Annotated in this window: 10 protein-coding genes and 1 pseudogene; 5 read left to right on the top strand and 6 right to left on the bottom strand. The window is 69.7% G+C overall.

Going from position 1 to position 20455, the window contains the following annotated elements:
- Positions 1-68: 68 nt before the first annotated feature.
- Positions 69-443 carry a hypothetical protein gene (locus tag GXW83_RS15275; protein ID WP_182443635.1) on the top strand — a complete coding sequence of 125 codons (375 nt, stop codon included), beginning with the start codon at positions 69-71 and terminating at the stop codon, positions 441-443.
- A gap of 65 nt (positions 444-508) precedes the next feature.
- Here the strand turns inward: GXW83_RS15275 and GXW83_RS15270 are convergent, their stop codons facing one another.
- Both GXW83_RS15270 and GXW83_RS15265 read right to left on the bottom strand, forming a co-directional pair.
- Entirely contained in the window at positions 509-763 is a 255-nt protein-coding gene (locus GXW83_RS15270; RefSeq protein ID WP_370466701.1) for a hypothetical protein, read from the bottom strand.
- Between the two features lie 385 nt (positions 764-1148).
- A complete protein-coding gene (locus GXW83_RS15265; protein ID WP_182443634.1) occupies positions 1149-1649 on the bottom strand; it encodes a hypothetical protein in 501 nt (166 codons plus the stop codon).
- A gap of 481 nt (positions 1650-2130) precedes the next feature.
- Between GXW83_RS15265 and GXW83_RS15260 the strand changes: the two genes are divergently transcribed.
- The 3 genes from GXW83_RS15260 (at position 2131) to GXW83_RS15250 (ending at position 5269) form a co-directional block, all read left to right on the top strand.
- Positions 2131-2373: a hypothetical protein gene (locus GXW83_RS15260; RefSeq protein ID WP_182443633.1), complete on the top strand. Its 243-nt coding sequence runs from the start codon at positions 2131-2133 to the stop codon at positions 2371-2373.
- 1620 nt (positions 2374-3993) lie between these two features.
- The gene (locus tag GXW83_RS15255; RefSeq protein ID WP_182443632.1) at positions 3994-4431 is read left to right on the top strand and encodes an STAS domain-containing protein; all 438 of its coding nucleotides are present in this window, start codon (positions 3994-3996) and stop codon (positions 4429-4431) included.
- 421 nt (positions 4432-4852) lie between these two features.
- A complete protein-coding gene (locus GXW83_RS15250) occupies positions 4853-5269 on the top strand; it encodes a nuclear transport factor 2 family protein (RefSeq protein ID WP_034090757.1) in 417 nt (138 codons plus the stop codon).
- 616 nt (positions 5270-5885) lie between these two features.
- Here the strand turns inward: GXW83_RS15250 and GXW83_RS15245 are convergent.
- The 4 genes and pseudogenes from GXW83_RS15245 to GXW83_RS15230 form a co-directional block, all read right to left on the bottom strand.
- Positions 5886-6611, bottom strand: a pseudogene (locus GXW83_RS15245) (IS5 family transposase); the annotation flags it as partial.
- A gap of 239 nt (positions 6612-6850) precedes the next feature.
- Positions 6851-14128: a LamG domain-containing protein gene (locus tag GXW83_RS35060; protein WP_182443631.1), complete on the bottom strand. Its 7278-nt coding sequence runs from the start codon at positions 14126-14128 to the stop codon at positions 6851-6853.
- 1194 nt (positions 14129-15322) lie between these two features.
- Positions 15323-15682 carry a hypothetical protein gene (locus GXW83_RS15235; RefSeq protein WP_182443630.1) on the bottom strand — a complete coding sequence of 120 codons (360 nt, stop codon included), beginning with the start codon at positions 15680-15682 and terminating at the stop codon, positions 15323-15325.
- Between the two features lie 175 nt (positions 15683-15857).
- Positions 15858-17399: a beta-propeller fold lactonase family protein gene (locus GXW83_RS15230; protein ID WP_182443629.1), complete on the bottom strand. Its 1542-nt coding sequence runs from the start codon at positions 17397-17399 to the stop codon at positions 15858-15860.
- A gap of 774 nt (positions 17400-18173) precedes the next feature.
- Here GXW83_RS15230 and GXW83_RS15225 point away from each other — a divergent pair.
- Positions 18174-20051 (top strand): PxKF domain-containing protein, encoded by a 1878-nt coding sequence (locus GXW83_RS15225; RefSeq protein WP_182443628.1) that lies wholly within the window; start codon positions 18174-18176, stop codon positions 20049-20051.
- Positions 20052-20455: the final 404 nt, after the last annotated feature.

Genomic DNA, 20455 nt, shown 5'->3' with positions numbered 1-20455 from the left:
TACCGTGCCAGTTACAGGTTTCTGCAAAGTTGTGGCGCTATACGGACGTTGGCACGACACTGCTGGACATGGCGATACAGCGCAGAGGTCGCGCCCGTAGTGACGACGATGGCCCATGGGTGATGAGCACTCATGAGGACGGCACCCCGATCCGCTTCAAAGTCGTCCCAGAAAACGTTGAGTACGTGCCAGACCCCGCATGCCGGGCCTTCCTTGCGGAGCAGGCCCGTGCTCGGGGAATGACGCTGCTCGCGTATGCCGACTGGGTGGGCAGGATGCCGAAATCCCAGTTGCATGCATTGCGCGACCGGGTCAAGGCGGGCGCCGTGACGGAGGAGGAAGCTGCTTTGTACTACGCGTGGTGCGAGGTGCTGAGCGTTGTGGTGGAGAAGCACCAATCGTTGCAGCGCGGCTGGGAGGGCGAGCCGGACAGGTGGATGTGATCAGAGGCACGCCTCCTCCAGGCCTACACGAGGATTGGGTGGCCCGGACCCCGATCAGCGCTTGATCAAGTTCCGCAGTTCTCCGGAGTGTTGGTGATGCCCAGGACTGGGAGTGCTCTTTCGGGGTTGTCGCGGATCGCCCGGGTGGTCTTGGCGATGTTGTCGGCTCCGAGGATTTTCAGTATGCCGATGGCGAGGTTGCAGAAGGTCGCCATGGCGCGGGGTGCAGTTCCAGTGTGGACGGTGGAGGCGTTCTCGGCGAAGGTGACATCTCTGATGTGGTGCGAGGAGTTCTCCACTCCCCAGTGTCCGCGGATCACGACGGCCAGGCCGGGTGACGTGGCAGGTCACCGATTGGCTGCCTCCACAGTGATGGCCCAGCCGCGTGTTCGCGGGGCTGGACATTGGCTTCCAGCCAGTGCAGCCCAAGCACCTCGAAAGCGAAGCCCACGACCAGCCGAAAGGCCTTCGGTGATACAGCCGCGGCCGGTAGTGGAGGTATAGGCGGTATAGCCCGAGGTGCCGCTCTGGATCGTGCCCCGGACGATGTTGTTCTGAGCTCCTCATAGTCCTGTCGACAGACGCGTCGAGCTGCTACTCGGGGCCCTTCGGCAATGAAGGCTGCAGTAGTCATCACGTGATCTCAAGAGCGACAGTCGAGGATCGAGGACAGGCACCTAGAGATCGCTACGGGACCCCTTACCCTCAGTCGGCGATGTTCGCGTAGTCGACGACGACGGTCGCCGCCTGGGCAGTGGGGCTGGCGGGGGCGGGGACGAAGACGACAGTCCCGCTTCCGGAGCACGGCAGCAGCAGGGACGTGGGAATCGCGGCCTGGACGGCCCAGTGTGTCAGTGTCACCGGGGCCGTCGTCGACGTCGCGCCGAAGTCCACGTTGATCCGGTCGGCGGCGCTTCCGGTGTAACCGGCGGTGGAGGCGCTGCTTGCCGCGGCGGGCAGCGCCTCCACGGTCTGTCCGGCCAAGGGGTGGCCGGTCTCGCCGGGCACGACCGGTCCCGGGCAGACCACCTTGATGACGGCTTGGCTGCTCACGTTGTCGACCAGGCCGGTGAAGTACTGGCCGGGGCCGATCGGCGCGGGGTCAACGACGCCCGCCGCGTAGGCGGGCGCGGCGGCCATCAGGGCCGCTGCGCCGACGGTGACAACGGCGACGGTGAGGCTGCGGCGGCGGAGCGTGGGTGCCATGTCTTCCTCCTGGAGAGGCGGGTAGCGCCCTGGCGCCGCGGGAGCAGCGCAGGGCGGTAGTGACGATGTACACGCAAGCGAGCGGATGCTATGCCACAGCTCGACAGCCGGACAAGGCTCATACCGAAATCAGGCAGTGTCTGCGCCCCTCCTGCCCCGCTTGCGGCTCGGGCGGCACCTCGGGGCAGCCCCGGTCGGCGCAAACGGTCTGCCGCGGTGCCGCGTCAGGCGCTTTGCGCGGCATGCGAGGGCCCGCGCGTCGGTGTCCGTGGTGGCCAGGAGGGGGTTGATATGGGCCCTGGAACGACCAGCAGGCCTGCGCCGACTGGTCGACGTCCTGGTCACCGAGGATTTCCCCGGCGCGCCGCACTCGATGCAGTCGCCGAGGCGCACTGCCGCACATCGAGAGCCTGGTGTGACTGTGCATCTGCGGTCGGGTGCTGCCTGAGCAGGAGCCACGCGCGGGGCGCACACTGGTGGCATGACCCTTCCCGCGACTCACGAATGCCGCACATGTTCATACCAGGCTGTGCTCGGAACGACCGTGCACGAAGACGTGGTGGTCGGTGCGCCGCTGTCGATGGAAGATCTCGACGATGCCCAGCGTCTGCAAAGGTTTGGGGCCAAGTACGCCCACGACAAGTGCAGGGTGCTTGGCGTGCGGCGAGTGGCGTCTGTGGAGGGACTGAGCGGCTTCGGCTGGGAGGTCCGTTTCGTCGAGTAGGGCAGTGCCTCTGAACGCGGGCATGCCAGGGGGACTGCGGGGTTCGCCGGGGTTACCGGCTCGTACCGCGGACAGGCCGTTGGCTGAGAGCCGCTGGTGTCTACGCTGCCGATGGAGAGGTCGCGGGGAGGTCATCTACGCGGCCTCTCCCTGTCTCAGGATCCGGCATGCCGCCCGCGGGGCGCGATGCCCGGGATCCCCCACGCACAGTGGGTTTCCTCACCGCGGCATGCACTGGACAGCTCGCGGGTGCTGCACCGTAGAGACGCTTGGCTCCCGGCTGCCCGGTTCGCCGCCGCCTACGCGGTACTGCGGGCCGCGGCGGCGGTCGGAGACCACTGGGTTAACGCCGCGAAGGCCGTGTCCGCCTTCTTTGGTGTCTCGCTCCCGCTGGGGCCCCGAACGCCGTTGGCCAAGCGCGGCCCCGTGAGCGTGTCTCGATCTGCCAGCGTCAGTGCTGTGCGTCGGGATTCACTCTTGACGGTGACGGCGTGATGCCGGCGGCGGTGTTCGCCGCGGTGTTCGCGGTGCTCTTCGCGTCCCATGTCTGGGCTGACCATTGCTGGCAGACGGATCAGTGGGCGGCGGCCAAGGGCCGTCCTGAACCCGGAGTCGAGGGCCCGACCACTGCTGAATCGTGGCGGGCCCTGCTCGCTCATGTAGCTGTCTATCACCTGGTCATGGCCGTGATGCTGGCCGTGACCGCCGTTATGAACAGTTCGCATGTCTCAGGCCCCCTGCTGTCTCAGCTGACGGGGAATCGACCTCTGCGGGGCTGTCCTTGCCATGCAGGCTCCAGTGTCTCAGGCGGCGTTGAAATTTTGCCCTCCCGTGATCTGTTGGATCGACGGATTGACGATGCGATACCTACTTCAACACTGCGGCTCATGACCCAGGCGGCACTCGCTCAAATCGCTCGGGAGGCACGAATCGAGGCATCTCGGCTCCGCCTTGCTGGTCAGGTCAAGCTCCCTGTCCAGGAACGCTTCTGGAGTCCGGCCGTTCACCGCCGGTCCCGTATGAAAGGGAGTTTGCTGATGGGTACGGGGGGATGCCCGCGCGGTGACGGACTCAACGTCGACGAGTTCGGTACCTGCGATGTTCATGGTTCGGTTCGCCGTGGGCGGTTCAGCATGGTGCGGGCGCCTTCAGCCGAGGTCTTCCGTCCGTCTACGGCGTATCGGCGCGCTGCTCGGGGGTGCCGCCTCGGCGGTCATGGAGGTCTCGGTGCCCCACACGACCGGGGTTGAGGACGGCTGGATGCTGGGCGCGGCGGGGCGGTTCTGCGGCGGTCGGCAGGATGCCGACGCGAGGCTGGTGTTCCGTATGTGCCTGTTTTTGATCCTCGAGCCGGGCTGTCTCCACCAGCAGGGCCTCCTGGTGTGCGTGGAGGGGTCCTGCGGGGGCTTGAAGCGAAGTGGACTGAATGCGGTATCAAATGGCGTAGCCGGTGTGCAGTGCCGTTCAGCCGTGGTGGGGGTGGTGGCATTCCGGCATTGATCACGTCACGCTCAGTGTGCGCCCCCTCACTCCCCCTATGCTCGGGCCTGCGTCGCCCCGGACCCCGGCTTCGCCTGTCACCGCGTTACACGTGCAGGTCAAGCAGAGGGAGTTGGTCTCATGGGCGCCGATATCGACAAGGATCCGGGTGCCGCCGAGCACAGGTACCGCGTGATCGCCCCGTGCGGTGAACTCAATGCGGCGACCACGGCGGTGCTGAGGTTCGACCTGAACGGGTGGGGCAGCCGCGAGGGCGCGCAGCGCCTGGTCGTGGATCTGAGCGCGGTCACCTTCATGGACGCCTCGGTGCTGCGGATCCTGTGCACCGCCCATGGCCGGGCGGACCGCGAGGGCGGGTGGTTGCGCCTTGTCTATACCGTGCCCCGGATCGGCACGTTGCTGGCGGCGACCCGCCTGGACGTCCGCTTCCCCTGCCATGCCACCGTCGCCGACGCACTGGCGGGCCGGACCTGCCCGGCTCCGCGACGGGTGCGCATGCCCGATCCGGCTCCCGGCGAACGGCAGCCGATACCACGGCAGCGCAACCCCGGGGCGTGAAGCCTGTGGGGAACGCACCCGGCCGTGTACTGGCGGGCCGTTGACCGTGTGACGTCATTGAAGGAGGGGCGGCTTCGTGGGTGAGGGTCGGGTTCAGGCTCACCCATTCCGTTGGCCGAGGTTGACCTGACGACAGGTCAACCTCGTTTTCCGGCAGGCATCGTGCGAGTGGGCCCCCTTCGCCGCGTGGTGCGGGCCGGTGTGCGGAGACGATGGCCGCGTGCTGTCGTGTCCGCCGCCCGGACCAGGGGGGAGTCGGCCCTTGTATTCCGGTGGGCGGGGGAACAGGATGGCCCTGTAACCCAAGGTGTCCGAATGATTCGCCTGAGTGATCGGCTCGCGAGCTTCGGATGCCCCGCCGCGTGCCATATGGGCCCAGACCCCGCCGTCGGGCACGGAAACTGCGCCACAGGAGGACTTCATGTCCGAGCAGTCCAACATCTCGACGGTCCAGGACCTGTTCGCCGCCCTCAACAAGGGCGACCTCACCCACATCGAGGCAGAGTTCCTGCACGAGCAGGCCAGCGTCCACGTGCCCGGCCAGCACCCGCACGCCCGCAAGCACACCGGCAAGCAGGGCGTCCTGGACTTCTACCGCAACGTGCGCAAGCAGACCGACCACGTCACCTTCGACGTCGAGAACATCGCCGCCGCCGGCAACCAGGTCCTGGTCGAGCTGCACATCCAGGCCCACCGCACCACCGGCTCCCCGGCGACCTTCGACACCCGCGGGATGAACGCCATCACCTTCACCGACGGGAAGATCAGCGAGATCCGCCAGTACACCGGCGACCAGAGCGCCACCGACACCTACCTCACCCCCGCCGGCCCCAAGTAGCCCCCGTGCGGCGGAGCCAGGGCGCCTTCCCGCACCTCGGTCTCGTGGGTGGTCTATCCAGAAGTGTGCCTGCGTCCTATGCTGGCGGAGCTGCCCCAGACCCCGGCCGTGTGCGCTTGACGTGGGAAAATGCACCGGCTCGGCAGGGGAAGGCAGCACCACGCCACCCTCGCGTACCGCCGGTCGCATCACCCCCGTGCACACGTCCTTGAGTGCTGGGGAAGCGTGGGGCCGCGGGGCGCCGGTGCGGAATTGGGTTCTCCACCGGTGCTGCGCGATGCCGCCGAACTGGGGGGTATCGGCGGCAGGGCGGTCCGTACCGGAAGGCGTCCGGTGCGGGCCGCCCTCTTCCGGCGGCGTTGCTGCCAGGGTCGCCCAGGACGTCCTCGAAGTCGAGGGCCCGGCCGCGCGGAAGCAGGGCCCATGGCCGCTGGCTGTCGACACCGTCGGATCATCGCCGGTGCTGCCAGGGGCCGTGAGGAGTACCCAGACGGGGCAGCCGCTGGTCGGCGGCTGCCCCGCCGCTGCCAGCAGCGGGGGTGCCCCCGGGGCGGCAGGTCAGTGGGCTCGCTCAAGCGGCGATCGGCGCGGGCTGGAACAGGGCGGGGCCCGGCTGCGCGGTTGGTTTCTTACTGGCGGGTGTGCGGGTGAGGCGGCGGGTCATGAGGGTCACGGCCGCCCAGATGATCAGACTCTCGCTGATCTCCGGGCGCCTCTCGTAGTCGCGGCAATGCCGGCGGGCCCGCATCATCCACGAGATCGAACGCTCGACCACCCACCGGCGCGGCAGGATGACGAAGCCCTTCGCCCCGGGTGGGCGTTTGACGGTCTTGATGGTGAGGTTCAGGTAGGTCCTGGCCCAGGTGACGAGCTGCCCGGCGTAGGCGGAGTCGGCCCAGACGATCGCGATCTCCGGGTGCATGATCCTCAATCGGAACAGGACCTCCTTGGCCGCGTCCCTGTCGGTCATCGAGGCCGGAGTCACCATGACCAGCAGCATCAGGCCCCGGGTGTCGACCACCAGGTGCCGCTTCCTGCCCGATATTTTCTTCGCCGCATCGAACCCGCGTGTGGTTTTGGAGACGGTCTCGGCGCCCTTGATGCTCTGGGAGTCGATGATGGCCGCCGCCGCTTTGGGGTTCCTGCCCGAGGCAAGGCGGACCTCGCGGCGCAGGTGGTCGCGGATCAGCCCCATCACCTCGGTGGCCGCCCACCTGGCCATGAACCCGTAAATCGTGCCCCAGGGCGGAAAATCCGCAGGCATAGCGCGCCACTTTATGCCGTTATCGACCAGGTAGCGGATCCCGTCGACGATCTCGCGGCGCGGCCACCGTGACCACCGGACTGCTGCGGCGCCCCGACGTGGCGTTCAAGGCGATGGCGGATGAGACGGCCCGTCAGCAGGTGCCCGCCAGACCCGGACACACCACCACCGTAGACCCATTCGAAGATCCAGATATCAGGTTGAGAAACGGGCACTATGGCCGGGTCGCTGTACGGAGCACCGCCCCGCCCACGCCGCCGCCTCGTTGTTCCGTTGGGGGGCTTGCGGTGGGGCGTGGGCGGTGGTGCGGGTGGTGGTCAGGTCACGGTGAAGGGGGTGGGTCCGGCCAGGACGGTGTAGGCGTCGTTGAGGAGGTACCAGGCGGCGTAGTTGCCGGGGTTGGCGAGGCTGCCGGCGGTGGTGGTGAAGGTCAGGCTGCCGCTGGTGGTGGGGGCGTACTGGTAGGTGAGGGACTCCCCGGTGCCGGGGGTCACTCCGGTGGGGTAGATGCCGATCCAGTTCTTGGTGCTGGCGGTGGCCGGGGCGGTGGCGTACTGGAAGGTGATGGTTGCCCCGTGGGCGAGCGTGCTGGCGCTGGCGGTCAACGTGCCGGCGGGGGCCGGGGCCGGCGCGGGGGCCGGGGTCGGCGCGGGGGTGAGGGTCGGGGTGGGTGCCGGGGTGGGGATGTTGTAGTAGGCGGCGAGGCGGGTGGTGATGGTGTCGGTGTAGGGGGTCAGGGTGGTGAACTGGGTGGTGATGAGGGTCTTGGCGGCGGTGGTGAGGTCGGCCAGGTTGCTGGTGGCGCCGACCATGTGGGGTTCGAGTTGCTTCATCAGCTGGTAGTCGCTGGTGATGCCCAGTGCGCCCAGGGCGCTTCCCAGCGAGGCGGTGGTGCTGGTGGTGTCCTGGACGCGGCTGACGAAGGTGACGCGGTGCAGGATGCGCCAGCAGGGGGGTTTGCGGTCGCTCTGGCGGGCCTTGGCCAGTTCCTTGGCGTTGGGGTCGTTGCTGGTCTCGATCCACTGGGGGTCGATGACCTTGCCGTAGAAGTCCTCGTAGTTGTCGCTGGAGGTGTCCAGGTAGAAGGACATGAACCGGTAGGCGTCGACGCGTCCGGGGACCAGGACGGGCTGGTTGTTGGCGTCGAAGACGGGGTCGGTGCCGTTGTACTTCTGCAGGTTGTGCCCCGGCTGGGCGACGACGTCCAGGCTGAAGGTGCGGGTGGCGTCCTTGGTCTTGCGGCGCGTGACGCTGTAGCCGCCGCCCAGGGTGGCCTCGAAGCCGGCCTTGAAGCCGACGGGGCCGATCTCGACCTCGAAGCCGGTCTGGAAGGTCGCGCTGCCGCTGACGCTGTAGTCCCCGGCGGTGGACTGGGTGACCTGGTCGGTGGTGGCGGTGGTCTCGGCGAACAGGCCGCCGGCCGCGGTCCACACGTAGGTGTTGACGATGTTGCGCCGCGCGGCGGACTTGTTGGCCGCGCGCCCCGCCGCCGGGTCGCTGCCGCCCGAGGTCAGGCCGGTACTGCTGCCGGTGCCGCCCATCATGCCCTTCAGTACCCGGTCGGCCGCCGCAGCCACCGGGTCGGGGGCGTGGGTGTCGGTGGACACCGACTCGTAGAAGCCCTGGAGCTGCTGCTCCTCGCGCTGGATGCGGCGCTTGATCGCGTACGCCTCGCGGGGCCGGTAGTAGCTGTAGGCGCCGCCGTCGCCGGCGTTGGGGAAGGACGGGTCGGCAAAGGGCTGCAGGGTCGCTGCGGTGCCCTGGGCGCTGTAGCCGACCAGGCCGTCCAGGGTGCCCTGCTTGGTGTAGCGGGGGTTGATCGGGAACGCGATGACGTTCCAGTCCCGGGGGATGTCGGGGTTGGGCACCATCCGGTAGGCCACCAGGACCCCGCTGTGGGCCAGGCGCAGGGCGTACTGGTCGGCGGTGTCGGACTGCACGATGGCGAAGCCGGTGTTGGCCGGGGCCCAGCGCCGGCCGGCGGTGGGGTTGAGCTGGGCGGTGGGGTCGGTGGGCTCCCAGTGGCCGGCCAGGGTGACCGAGCTGGTGCGGGTGGTGGTGGCGCCCTGGCTGACCTGGGTGTCGTTGCTCCAGCTGTTGGAGTACTTCATCTCGACGGTGCCGCCGGCGCTGGCCTTGAGGGAGCTGAGGGGTTTGGCGGTGCCCGCGCCGAGCGGGGCGGCGACGACGAACGTGTCGTCGCCCACCGAGCCCTCGAAGGTGGCTTTGGCGGAGGCGTCGACGCTGGTCTTGCTGTCCGAGGAGATCGTGTTGGCGACGGTGTTGGCCTGCACGAAGCCGACCGTGGACGCGCCGCTGTAGTCGTCGGCGGTACCGGCGATCAGGTTCTCCGAGGGGACCGGCGGGGCGCCCTCCAGGTAGCCGACCAGCTGCGGGTTGAACTGGGCCTGCCCGACCCAGGTGGTGGTCAGGTCCCCGACCTTGAAGCCCGTGGTCAGCACCCAGGAGGTGCCGCGCAGCGAGGTGTAGGACCTCTTCATGACGCCGATCGTCTTGCCGTGGGCGTCGCGCTGCAGGTCGGCGTACTCCGAGGCGCTGGGGGTGCCGGTGACCAGGGCGCTGAAGGGGGTCAGGGTGCCGGTCAGCGCGGAGCGGACCTCGGCGGTGTCGTCGGAGATCGGTGCGGTGGACAGGACGATGCCCGGGGCGGTGGCCGAGGGGGTCAGGTCGCAGCCCTGCAGTCCGGCGTCGGTGACGGTGGCGCCGGGGACGGTGGAGGCGTTGTCGAAGGGGTAGTAGGCCATCAGGTCGCCGCGTTCACCGCGCAGGCGGGTGAACATGTTGTCCAGGAGCTGTTCCTGGGTGCGGCAGGTGCGCCAGACCCGCAGTTCGTCCAGCGCGCCGGTGAGGACCTCGGTGGGCTGGCCGTAGGCGTCCGTCCTCGCGGCAGCGGTGACCTGGTTGGGGCCCATGACGGTGAGATCGTCGATGACGGTGTCCAGGACGGCGATGCTGGGGTTGCCGCTGTGGTAGAAGGTCAGGCTGTTGCCAGCCGGGTCGGGCGTGCGCACCCGGAGCGGGCCGCGGACCTGGGCGGGGTAGGAGTCGCAGCCGTCGGCGGTGGTCGCGCCGGCGCTCTCGTGGAAGCCCCACCAGGCCACCAGGCCCTGCGACTTGGCGGTGACCGGCGCACCGATCTGGCCCTTGTCGCGGGCCACGTTCCAGATCCGCGCCTCGGCCAGGGTGCCGCGCAGGCCGAGCGCCGACGTGCTGATCCGGTAGCGGCCGATCTCGCAGTTGGCGTCGTTGCCCACAGGTTTGGGCCCGCCGTACGTCTGCGGGTCGCCGCCCACGACCTGGCCGTTGATGTAGAAGCGGATGCCGACGGTGCCGGACTTGTCCTCGCCGCTCTTGCGGGTCACCGCAACCTTGGTGAACACCCCCGCCTTCACGACGCTGCCCGAGCGGAAGACCTGCTGCTGGCCCCTGCCCCCGGCGCCGGACTCGAAGGTGAACGCGAGCTGGCCGTCGGACTCGACGTAGAAGCTGTAGGGCACGGCTGAGGCCGCCGTGCCCGAACCGATGGCGCCCTTGCCGATCAGGCCGTGGACGGTGCCCAGGGTGTCGAGCCGGACGAACGCCTCCAGGGTCAGGTCGTCGACCAGGTCCAGGCCGTCGGGGCCGCCCGCGTCCAGGTAGCCGTCCCCGTCCATGGCCATCGCCCAGTCCTGGCGGAACGCCATCGCCACATGGGACCAGTCGCCTGCGGGGAACGCCTCCTGGCTGCGGAAGAACTGCGTGCCGACACCGGCTGCCAGCGAGAAGCCGCGCTGGGCGGTCTGGGTCAGGATGGGCTTCCCGACCATGATCCCGTCGTGGCCGTTGCCGGAACGGTCCACGGTGGAGGCGCCGGGGAAGCTCCAGTAGCCCAGCAGTCCGGGCTCCTGCCCGCTGAGCTGACGGTTCACGAACGCCGCGATCTCGTCCGGAGTGCGGACCCGACCCCACAGCCGGTACTCGTCCACGATGGCATCCGCGGCCCAGCCCCCGCCCCAGCCGGCGACGCCCAGCATGGTGCGCCCGGCCCCGGAGTACGGGGCGTTCGCCTGGCCCTGGGCGACCTGGATCCCGTCGCAGTACAGGGTGCGGATCCCGGTGGACACGTCGAAGGAGGCCGACCAGCAGTGCCAGCCCAGGTCCACGGCCAGCGACGGGGTGGCCAGGTCGTCGCCGGACCAGCCGAAGAGCATCTGGTTGGCCTGGTTGAAGCCCAGGTACAGGTTCGGATCCGTCATAGTGAGGCCGCCGTGTCCGAACAGCGTGTCCTGGCGGCCGCCGTTCAGGCGCCTGGCCCACACCTCGATGGTGAAGCTCTGCCCGGCCAGGGCGATGCCGCTGCCGCAGTCCACCCAGCTGCTCCCGTCCAGGGCAAAGGCGCTGGTGGGCGCGCCCGGTTCCAGGGCCAGGGTGTAGGGGGCGCCGGGGACGGCGGCGTGCCAGATCCGGGACCGGCTGCTGGTCATGGACGGGTTCACCCACGCCTCCACCGTCAGGTCGGCCGGCGAGGTGACCTTCGGCCAGCCGGCCTGGGGCAGGGTGAGGTACTGGGCCTTGCCGTCGAAGGACAGCGCGCGCCCCGGAGAGTTGCCGTGCCAGCGCGGAACCAGCGGGCCCGCCCCGTCGGCGGCGGCCCCGTTGGGCACCGGCGCACTCGGGTTGAGGAGGTTCACGCCCACGATCTGCGAGCCCCGGTCCAGCACCGCGCCCACCGTGGTGCAGGTCGCGGTCGCATAGTCGTACAACGCGGTCCGCAGCTGCTGGCCGACCGTGCCGCTCAAGTCGCCGTTCGCAGTGACGGTGATCTTGTTGGCTCCGGCCGACACCGCCGCGGCCACGGTGCGCACCAGGCCGCCCACGGAGATCGCCGCGCCCGCGGCCAGGGGTTGGGTCAGCGCGGCGGCCAGTTCGATGATCTGGCCCTGGGCCGAGCCGACGGTGCCCAGGACGGTGCCCGGCGGGCGGACCCCGTTCAGCACCTGCGCGAAGGCGGTGGCCTGGCGCGGAACGCCGGGGAACGTCTCGGTGACCGCACCGGCGGTGACCGAGACCTGGCACAGGTCGGCGGTGGCGCCGTCGGCGACGCTCAGCGCGAAATCGGCCAGTGTCGCGGCGCTGTCGCGCGCCAGCAGCGTCAGCTGACCGGTGCCCACCGCGATCGTCCGCGTCGCCCGCGAGACGTCGGCGGCGTAGTAGGCCGAGAAGAACTGCCCGTTCCCGCCTCGGAAGTACAGCACCACGTCACCGGTCGAACTCTCCAGCAAGGAGGGCGCGTCCGTGGTCCACGCGAACGTCAGCAGCGACGCGTACACACTCAGGCCCTCGCGGTCGGTGGAGACCTTGGGCATGGCTAGCACCACCTCCGAACCGCCCTGCATCCCTCCCGTCAGCGTCGCCAGCGCCTGCTGCGCCGCAGCCAGCTGCGCCTGGTCGAAACCCAGCCGGTCGGCGGCCAGCCGCAGCGGCGGCACGGTGCGCACCAGGAGGGCGCGCTGCTGGTCGCGGAAGCTGAAGCGGGCGATGTCGGCGATGTAGTTCAAGGTGGGCTGCAACAGGTCGGCCTGCGCCTGGTCGGTCGCCAGTTGGGTCTGCGCCGCCGTGACGCGGTTCTGTGCAGCGGTGATCGTGTCCAGGTTCTGGGTGGGGGCGGGCTTGCCGACCTCGGCCAGCGGCACCAGGGTCGGTACCATGGCCAGCCGCCCGTCGCGCGTCAGCGCGAAGTCCACCGTGGCCACGTAGCGGCGGTCCGCCGACCCGCCGGTGGGCGCCGGACCCGTTGTGGCGCAGGCCAGCAGCACCCGGGCCTGTCGCTTCTCCTGTGTGGGCGCGGCGCCGTAGCCGGTGGGGGCGGGCTCCTGCTGGAAGTAGAGCGTCGCGGCCAGCGGCCCGGCCGCCTGGCGCACGGCCGTGCTGGGGCCGAAGGTGAACACGTCCCGCGACAGGCCCGGGCCGTCCCCCGCCGGCGCGTCCGAGGCCACCCACACCGGGCCGTTCAGCATCGCGGGCGAAGCGTTGTCGCACTGGTTCGCGGTCAGGCCGCCCGCGCCCTCGTCGAACCGGTAATAGGTCACCAGGCCCGGTTCTATGCCCACCAGGCGCCGGCCGCGGTCGGCGAAGTCCGCCGCCGTGCGGGCCCGGTTCCACAGCCGCACCTCGTCGATGTCCCCGACGAACTGCTCGACTACCTGGCCCGCCACGCTGCGGCTGCCCAGGTAGTCCACGCAGGACGGTCCCACCGCCACCGGCACCGCGCCGGTTCCCACGCTCACGCCGTTGACGAAAAGCGTGACCGTCAACTGGTCGAACACCGCCGCCACATGCGTGTAGACGCCCATCGTCAGCGCCTGCGAGCCGGTCACACTCCAACCGCCACTGCCCTGGCCGATCCACAGCCGGCCCGAAGCATTCACCCCCAGGTGGAATCCGTCCGCGCGGCTCTCGTCGTAGGTGGCCGCGATCGTTCCCGACGGCATGGTGGGCCGCACCCACGCCTCGAAGGTGCACGCGCCCGTCCCGGCCGCCATGTTGATGTTCACCAGTTTCAGCACGCACGGCGGCCCCGCCGAGAACCGCAGCGCGGTGCCCGCCCGGTCGGTCGAGGCCGGCACCGGCACCAGCGGAAGCCTGGTGTTCGGGTCGATCCCCGGCTCCCGCTCCAGCACCGAGGACGCGAACCTGGGGTCCGGACTCGTGTACAGCTGGGTGCCCGCGATGTTGAACAGCCCGTCCTTGCCCTGCTCGCAGCTGAACGAGTCGATCTGCCCCTTGGCCGTGTTGTTCACGAACAGCTGCCAGCGCGAGACCCCGTCCACCGCGGTGGGCAGCAGCAGCACCGCGAACCCGCCGTCCTGGACCCGCCGCACGAACGAGAGCTTGCTCGTGGGCTCGTAGAACAGCTTCCCGTCCATGTCCCGGGTGCCCAGCGTGTCCGTGCCCTCGGCGGCCGGGGCGAACTTGCTGCGGCTGCGCTGGTAGCGCACCTCGACCACCGGCTTGAGGACCGAGCCCACCAGCACGAACCGGTCCACCAGCAGTGAGGCGTCCACCGGCGCGATCTTCGCCGGATTCGGCCCGGTGGTCATCGTGTAGTCGGTGCGCGCCGGATCCCCCGACAGCGCGGTCCCCGACGTCTGGAACACCGCGTTCGGGTCGTCCGCGCCGATCGACTGCCGGAACACCAGGATGTACCGGCCGTCGGAGACCACCTGGATCGGCGCCGCCGCGGTCAGCCGCGCCGTGCTCGACAGGAACGGATCGCTCTCACCCGCGAACAGCTTCTCCGGCGCCGTCTCGACCCGGCTGCCCTTCTTGACCGTCGGCATCACCATCGCCACCGGCGCCGGCGACCCCGGGTCGACGATCTCCGAGGGGAACGCCAGCAGGCCCGGATCCGCGTTCCAGTACGCCGCATCCAGCGGCCCGCGCACATCCTGGGCCGACTCCAGGTCCAGCACGCTGTAGTAGATCCGCTGCTGGTTGTCCATCGCGAACGCCACCGTCGTGCCGCCGTGACGCACCGTCGTCGTCGACACGTACGCCTTGTCCCGGTAGACCTTCGTCAGTGTTCTGTCCTGCATCAGCCACACTCTCCTCGACCGCAGAGCCCGCCCCCACGGCGGACCGCCTGTGAACGCCCACCACAAGGACGTCGAAAGACACGTGGTCGCCGGCCCCGGCAGGCACACCGGCACCAAGCGATCCACGAGCGCACCACACCTCAGGACCACCCGTGCCACACACTTCGACACCGAGCACTCTGCGAACGGAAGAGCAGGAACGAGAACCGAAAGGCCGACTCCGGGAAGGCCGAAGACACGACAACTACCCTGTTGAACAACGGATCTGACCGTGCACCCTGCGGTCGCTACCCTGGCATATCCACCCGCCTCACCGCAGTAGAACAACAACCCCAGCCGTTCGGTCCGTCGGCGCTCCGCGCAGTTGTCCGCTTCCAGTCCACAGACTGGCCACCTGAGGACTTGACACCCCGTCCTCCAGAGCCTGGACCGACCCGGCCGCCGTCGCACTGACCTATCAGTCCGCTCCCAAAACACCGCCATCGGCTCCAGCTGCGAACCCTGACGGCAGGCACGACCGCCACGATCACTGGCTTGTGCCGCTGTTGAACCCACCCCTTGTGAACCTATGCCGGCATCGGGACGGGATCGGCATCGACGGCGGAGCTCCGGAACACCCGAGGCAGCGGCTGCAGGGTTCGGCCGCCGCACAGAAACAAGACCGCTGACGGTGCGGGCAGAGGTGTGCGATGCCGGTCCAGAACGGGCACCGTCGATTGCAGAGCGGCCCTTGGATCTCCCAATGGGGAGACCGAGAAGCCCCACCTGCACTACGTCGTAGCTCTGACCGAGGTGTTCCATGTCCCCCAACCGCCTCGCCTTTGATGAGGATCTCGGCAATCGGCCAGGGTCGCTCGTCAGCCCGCTTCGTCCGTCGGTCAGGGAAGTGGGGTGCTCCGCTGAGCGCCGTTGCTGGTCCGCCTGGTCGGGAGGCGTCGGTCTTTGGCGGGTGTGGCAGGACGCCCCCTGCCACGGTGGCAGGGGGCGTCCTTGGCTGTGCGGAGCGGGGCGAGGACGCGGTCTTGTCCCGGGGTCTTCGCGCGCTGGTGTAGCCCCGCGTTGATCCTTCGGGAGGTCAGGCTTGAGTCGAGGTTGCCCGGCCGGACCGTTCATGGTGAACGGTCCGGCCGGGGCTCGGGTCTATGGTCATGGTTGAGCGGTGGCCGTGCTCCGTTGGTTCGCCGGTTTCGGTGGTCAGCCGATCTGTACGGCTCCGGTGCCGATCGGCAGGGTCGGCAGGGCGACGCCGCCGATGGTGAGTTGCAGGCCGGTGGTGCCGCTGCTGTTCAGGACCTCGGTGGCGGGCAGCGTCACCGGCAGGAGGCCGGCGACGGTGGCGGTGGCGGTTCCGGTGACGGTGGCGGTGGTGCCGCCGGTGGCGATGGTGGCGCCGGTCAGGTGGACGTCGAGGTCGATGGTGATGCCGAGCAGGCCCAGCAGTCGGCAGGTGGTGTCGCCGTAGGCGGTGCCGTCGGTGTAGGCCAGGGCGGAGGTGGCGCAGCGTGCGCCGGACAGGTTGACGCCCAGCAGGGATGCGGAGAATCCGCCGTCCATGGCGGCGCTGATCGGTGTCGCGTCGACGACCGGATCGGTGGCCGGGATGGCTTTGAGCTGGTGGGCGGTGGCGGGGTCAGGGTCCGGGTGGTGGAGTGGCCGTTGCCGCCGGTCTCCGGGGAGACCTCGACCTGGCCGTCTTCGAGTCGGCCGCCGACGGTGGTGGTGTTGTAGGTCAGGGTGACGGTGTCCAGGTGGGGGTGCAGTCGCCGTGGTCGCCGTTGTCGACGACGGTGATGCTGAACGGGCAGGTGCTGGTGGTTGCGCCGATGGTGCACTGGGCGGTGCCCGCGGCGTAGGCGGTGTTCGGAGCGGTCAGGTAGAACGTGGTGATGGTGGCCTGCTTGATCTTGACGTTCGCATCGTGGTTGTTGTAGGTCAGGTTGCCCTTGATGGTGCCGCCCAGGGTGGTGCGGCGGGCGGTGAAGGAGATGTTCGCGTCGTGGCCGCCGACGTCGATCCGCCCGTCGGCGGTGGCCTTGGCGACCGTGTTGACGTAGGCGTACTTGTCGGCCGTGCTGGTGGCGCTGGTGCCGGCCGGGGTGGTGACGGTGACGTCGACCGGGCCGAGCGTGGAGCGGGCCGGGGCGGTGGCGGTGATCTGGGTGGCGTTGACGACGGTGAACGAGGTCGCGGCCACGGTGCCGAACTTGACCGCGGTGGCGCCGGTGAAGCCGGTGCCGGTGATGGTGACGCTCGTGCCCCCGGTGACGTCCCCCAGGGCCGGGCTGACGGCGGTCACCGCGGGCGGGGCGGCCGGTGCGGGGACGACGGCTGTCCCGTACGGGCCGGTGAACCCGCTGGCCGTGGCGGTGACGGTGTTGGTCGCGGGGTTGATCACCGAGACGGTGTTGTCATTGAGGTTGGTGGCGTAGACGGCGGTGCCCGAGGGGTCGACGGCGACCTCGGCCGGGCCGTTGCCGACCGGGACGGTGGCGGTGACGGTGCTGGTCGCCGGGTTGATCACCGAGACGGTGTTCCCGCCGAAGTCGGCGGTGTAGGCGAGGGTCCCGGCGGCGTTGAACGCGACGCCGTTCGGGGCGCCCCCGACCGCGATGGTCGCGGTGACGGTGCTCGTCGCGGTGTTGATCACCGAGACGGAGTTGTCGCTGCTGTTGTCGGCGACGTAGGCCAGGGTTCCGGCGGGGTTGACCGCGATGGCGGTGGGGGCGGCCCCGACCGGGATGGTCGCGGTGACCGTGTTGGTTGCGGTGCTGATGACCGAGACCGTGTTGTCGGCGTTGTTGGACACGTAGGCGGTGGTGCCCGACGGGGTCACCGCCACCCCGTTCGGCGCGCTCCCGACGGGGATGGTCGCGGTGACCGTGTTGGTCGCGGTGCTGATGACCGAGACCGTATTGGCGCCGTTGTCCGTGACGTACGCGGCGGTTCCGGACGGGGTGAACGCGACGGAGAGGGGGCTGCTGCCGACGGGGATGGTCGCGGTGACCGCATTGGTCGCCGTGTTGATCGCCGAGACGGTGCCGTCGCCGAAGTCGGCGACATAGGCGAGGGTGTGGGCCGGGTTGACCGCTATGACGGCGGGGCTGTTGCCGACGGTGATGCTGCCGGTGATCGTGTCCGTGCCGGCGTCGACCACCGAGACGGTGTTCGCGCCGAAGTTGGCCACGTAGACGGTCGAGGCGCCCGCGGCGTGCGCGGCCGGGGCAGCAAGGCCCACCAGGCCCGCAGCGGCCAGGGCCGTCGTGCCGGCCATGGCGGCCAGGCGGCGGCGTAACCGGCTGCCGGAACGCGGACTCGAATACTGCGAGGTCATCGGATCTCCCCTCGGATCCGCGCGCCCCGGTCGGACCCGGCGGGCCCTGGCACCCGCAGCGACACGGTCGTACCTGGGCACGGGAGGACCACTGGGCGACACAGCCCGGCCGAGGTTCGCCGCGCAGTGCCGCCCACGGGTCCGACCGCCGCCGCGAGCAGGATACGGGGCTGCGACGGTCCAGGGCCGTCCTGCAGCCGCGGGCGAACCCTGATATGTCCACAACAATCATTAGCGCAAAGCCGCCCCGCTGTCACCCCTCTGGACCCTGGCATCAGGGGCACGTTGGTGAAGTGGTCGGCCGTGACCACGGCGCTGGTGCCGCCGGGGTGGTGCGGACCGTGCCCGGCACCGGTCGCGGTTTCGCTGATCCGGGATCCCTACCCCGGGCCCGGTCTGCGGCTATTTCTGAGCATTTTCGATCGACACCTGTGCACTTTTTGATCATCTGGTGTTGTTGGTGGTCTTTTCGTCGGGTTGATGTGGTTGTTCGCACCCGGTGAAGGTTGTGTGTGTGCCATGGTGGTGGAGACGGCCCTTGTGCCCCAAGTCCTCTTTTGCGCAGCCGAGTTGACGTGCGGGTCGTTGCTTCCTGCTGTCTTCTGCGCCTGTGCCCCGGGGTGGCGGCGCCGTTGCGGTACCGCGCTCGCGGCGGTCGCAGGGGGGCCCACCGGTCTCCTGCCGCCTCGGTGCGCAGATGAGGGGGAGACCTTCATGTTCTTCTTGACCAACCCACCCCGTGCGCCCAGAGCCCGCAGGGGTTCGCGGGTGACCGCGCTGGCCGCCGCCGGGGCCCTTGCCCTGACCGGCCTGACCGCCCTGGCCGCCCCGGCGCACGCCGCCACTGGGGACCGGATCGCCTATGTCGCGAACCTGCGCGGCAACTCGCTCAGCGCCCTCGACACCGCCACCGGCACCGTGGTCGCGACCATCCCCGTCGGCACGTTCCCCACCGCGGTGGCCGTGTCCCCGGACGCCTCCACCGTGTACGTCACCAGCCAGGGCGCCAATACCGTCTCGGTGGTCGACACCGCCACGGACACGGTCACGGCCACCATCCCGGTCGGACCGGGCGCCTCGACCATCGCGGTGTCCCCGGACGGCTCGCTGGTGTACGTGGGCGACAACGTCGGGCCCGGCATCGGCGGGATCACCGTGATCAGCGCCGCCACCGACACCGTCACCGGCACCATCACCACCAGCAACCAGCCCAACAGCATCGCGTTCACCCCCGACGGCACCAAGGCGTACGTGGCCAACTTCGTCGGCGGCTCGCTGTCCGTGATCGACACCGCCACCAGTACCGTCACCGCCACCGTCCCCATCGTCCCGCAAGCCGCCGGGGTGGCCCTGACCCCCGACGCCACCCACGCCTACGTGGCCAACTACAACAAGAACACCGTCCTGGTCATCGACACCTCCACCGACACGGTCACCGCCACCATCCCCGGCCTGTCCGGGCCGTACAAGCTGTCGGCCACCCCCGACGGCACCCGTGTCTACGTCACCAACCAGAACAACAGCACGGTCTCGGTCATCGACACCGCCACCAACACGATCACCGCCACCATCCCCGTCGGTACGGCCCCCGGCAGCATCGTGGTCGACCCGGTCACCGGCAACGCCTACGTCACCAACATCAGCGGCAATACCGTCTCGGTCATCGACACCGCCACCAACACCGTCACCGCAACCATCCCCACCGGCTCCACCCCGTACGACGTCACCATCGCACCCGCACCCCTTGCGGTGACCGCGATCAGCCCCGGGCAGGGCCTGCCCGCAGGCGGCGGGACCCTCACCATCACCGGGACCGGCCTGGCCGGCACCGGCGCCGTCCACTTCGGCACCACCGCGGCCACCGCCGTCCACGTGGTCAACGACCGGACCGTCACCGCCACCATCCCGGCCCACAGCGCCGGCACGGTCGACGTCACCGTGACCACCCCGGCCGGCACCAGCGCGACCACAGCCGCCGACCAGTACACCTACCTGGCCCCGCCCGTAGTCACCGCCGTCAGCCCCGCCAGCGGCCCGACGGCCGGCGGCACCACCGTGACGGTCACCGGAACCGACCTGGCCGGCACCACCGCCCTGACCTTCGGCCCCGGCCACCCGGCCACCGCGCTCTCCTGCACCGCCACCACCTGCACCGCCACCGCCCCCGCCCAGGCAGCGGGAACCGTCGACGTGCAGGCCACCACCACCGGCGGCACCTCCGCCACCAGCACGGGCGACCGCTACACCTACGTCACCCCGTTCACCTTCACCGGCTTCCTGCTGCCCGTACTGAACCCGCCCTTCGTGAACCCCAGGATCGCGGGCCTTGCCGTCGCGGTCCCCTTCAGCCTGCACGGCAACAAGGGCCTGGGCGTCATCGCCGCAGGATCGCCCACCACCGGGCCCGTCAACTGCCTCACCCACGCCCCCACCGGTAGCAGCACCGCCGCCACCGGCACCCTCACGTACAGCCCCCTGCTCGGCGTCTACACCTACATCTGGAAGACCCCGGCCTCCTTCCACGGCACCTGCCAGCAGTTCACCCTCACCCTGACCGACGGCGGCACCCACACCGCCTACTTCGCCTTCTAGAACCACCCCCGCACCGCCTATCGCGGCGCAGCCACGATGGCCCCGGTCCGATGCCACCAGCACCGGACCGGGGCGCATCCAACGCCCGGCACCCGAGCAGCGGCCACCGCCGCCGCACCGCTCCTGCGGGTCCAACCGGAACGCCTCCAGCACCGCTGTTGCTCGCGGCACCACAGCACTACGGCACTACATGCTGCCTGAGTACAGGACACACTCCCCGGTCCGCATGTCCACGACGAGGTACACCGGGATGCCGCGCGCCGCGCACTGGTTGAGCTTGCGCCCGTAGTCCTGGCCGAGCGTGGAACGCGGCACGGCTCTCGGCAACGAAGTGCACGTGCTCCTGAGCGACGAAAGCGCCCCCCGGACCGAGCACTCCCGCGTCCATCACCAACATGTTGTAG

Origin of the sequence: Streptacidiphilus sp. PB12-B1b, assembly GCF_014084125.1 — a bacterium.
GTDB lineage: Bacteria > Actinomycetota > Actinomycetes > Streptomycetales > Streptomycetaceae > Streptacidiphilus.
The sequence above is the reverse complement of the archived record's forward strand: the minus strand, read 5'-3'. Positions and strand labels throughout refer to the sequence as shown.

Coding starts and splice junctions, on each gene's coding strand:
- GXW83_RS15275 (WP_182443635.1), top strand. CDS start 69: ATGGCGATACAGCGCAGAGGTCGCGCCCGTAGTGACGACGATGGCCCA.
- GXW83_RS15265 (WP_182443634.1), bottom strand. CDS start 1,649: ATGGCACCCACGCTCCGCCGCCGCAGCCTCACCGTCGCCGTTGTCACC.
- GXW83_RS15260 (WP_182443633.1), top strand. CDS start 2,131: ATGACCCTTCCCGCGACTCACGAATGCCGCACATGTTCATACCAGGCT.
- GXW83_RS15255 (WP_182443632.1), top strand. CDS start 3,994: ATGGGCGCCGATATCGACAAGGATCCGGGTGCCGCCGAGCACAGGTAC.
- GXW83_RS15250 (WP_034090757.1), top strand. CDS start 4,853: ATGTCCGAGCAGTCCAACATCTCGACGGTCCAGGACCTGTTCGCCGCC.
- GXW83_RS35060 (WP_182443631.1), bottom strand. CDS start 14,128: ATGCAGGACAGAACACTGACGAAGGTCTACCGGGACAAGGCGTACGTG.
- GXW83_RS15235 (WP_182443630.1), bottom strand. CDS start 15,682: ATGGACGGCGGATTCTCCGCATCCCTGCTGGGCGTCAACCTGTCCGGC.
- GXW83_RS15230 (WP_182443629.1), bottom strand. CDS start 17,399: ATGGCCGGCACGACGGCCCTGGCCGCTGCGGGCCTGGTGGGCCTTGCT.
- GXW83_RS15225 (WP_182443628.1), top strand. CDS start 18,174: ATGTTCTTCTTGACCAACCCACCCCGTGCGCCCAGAGCCCGCAGGGGT.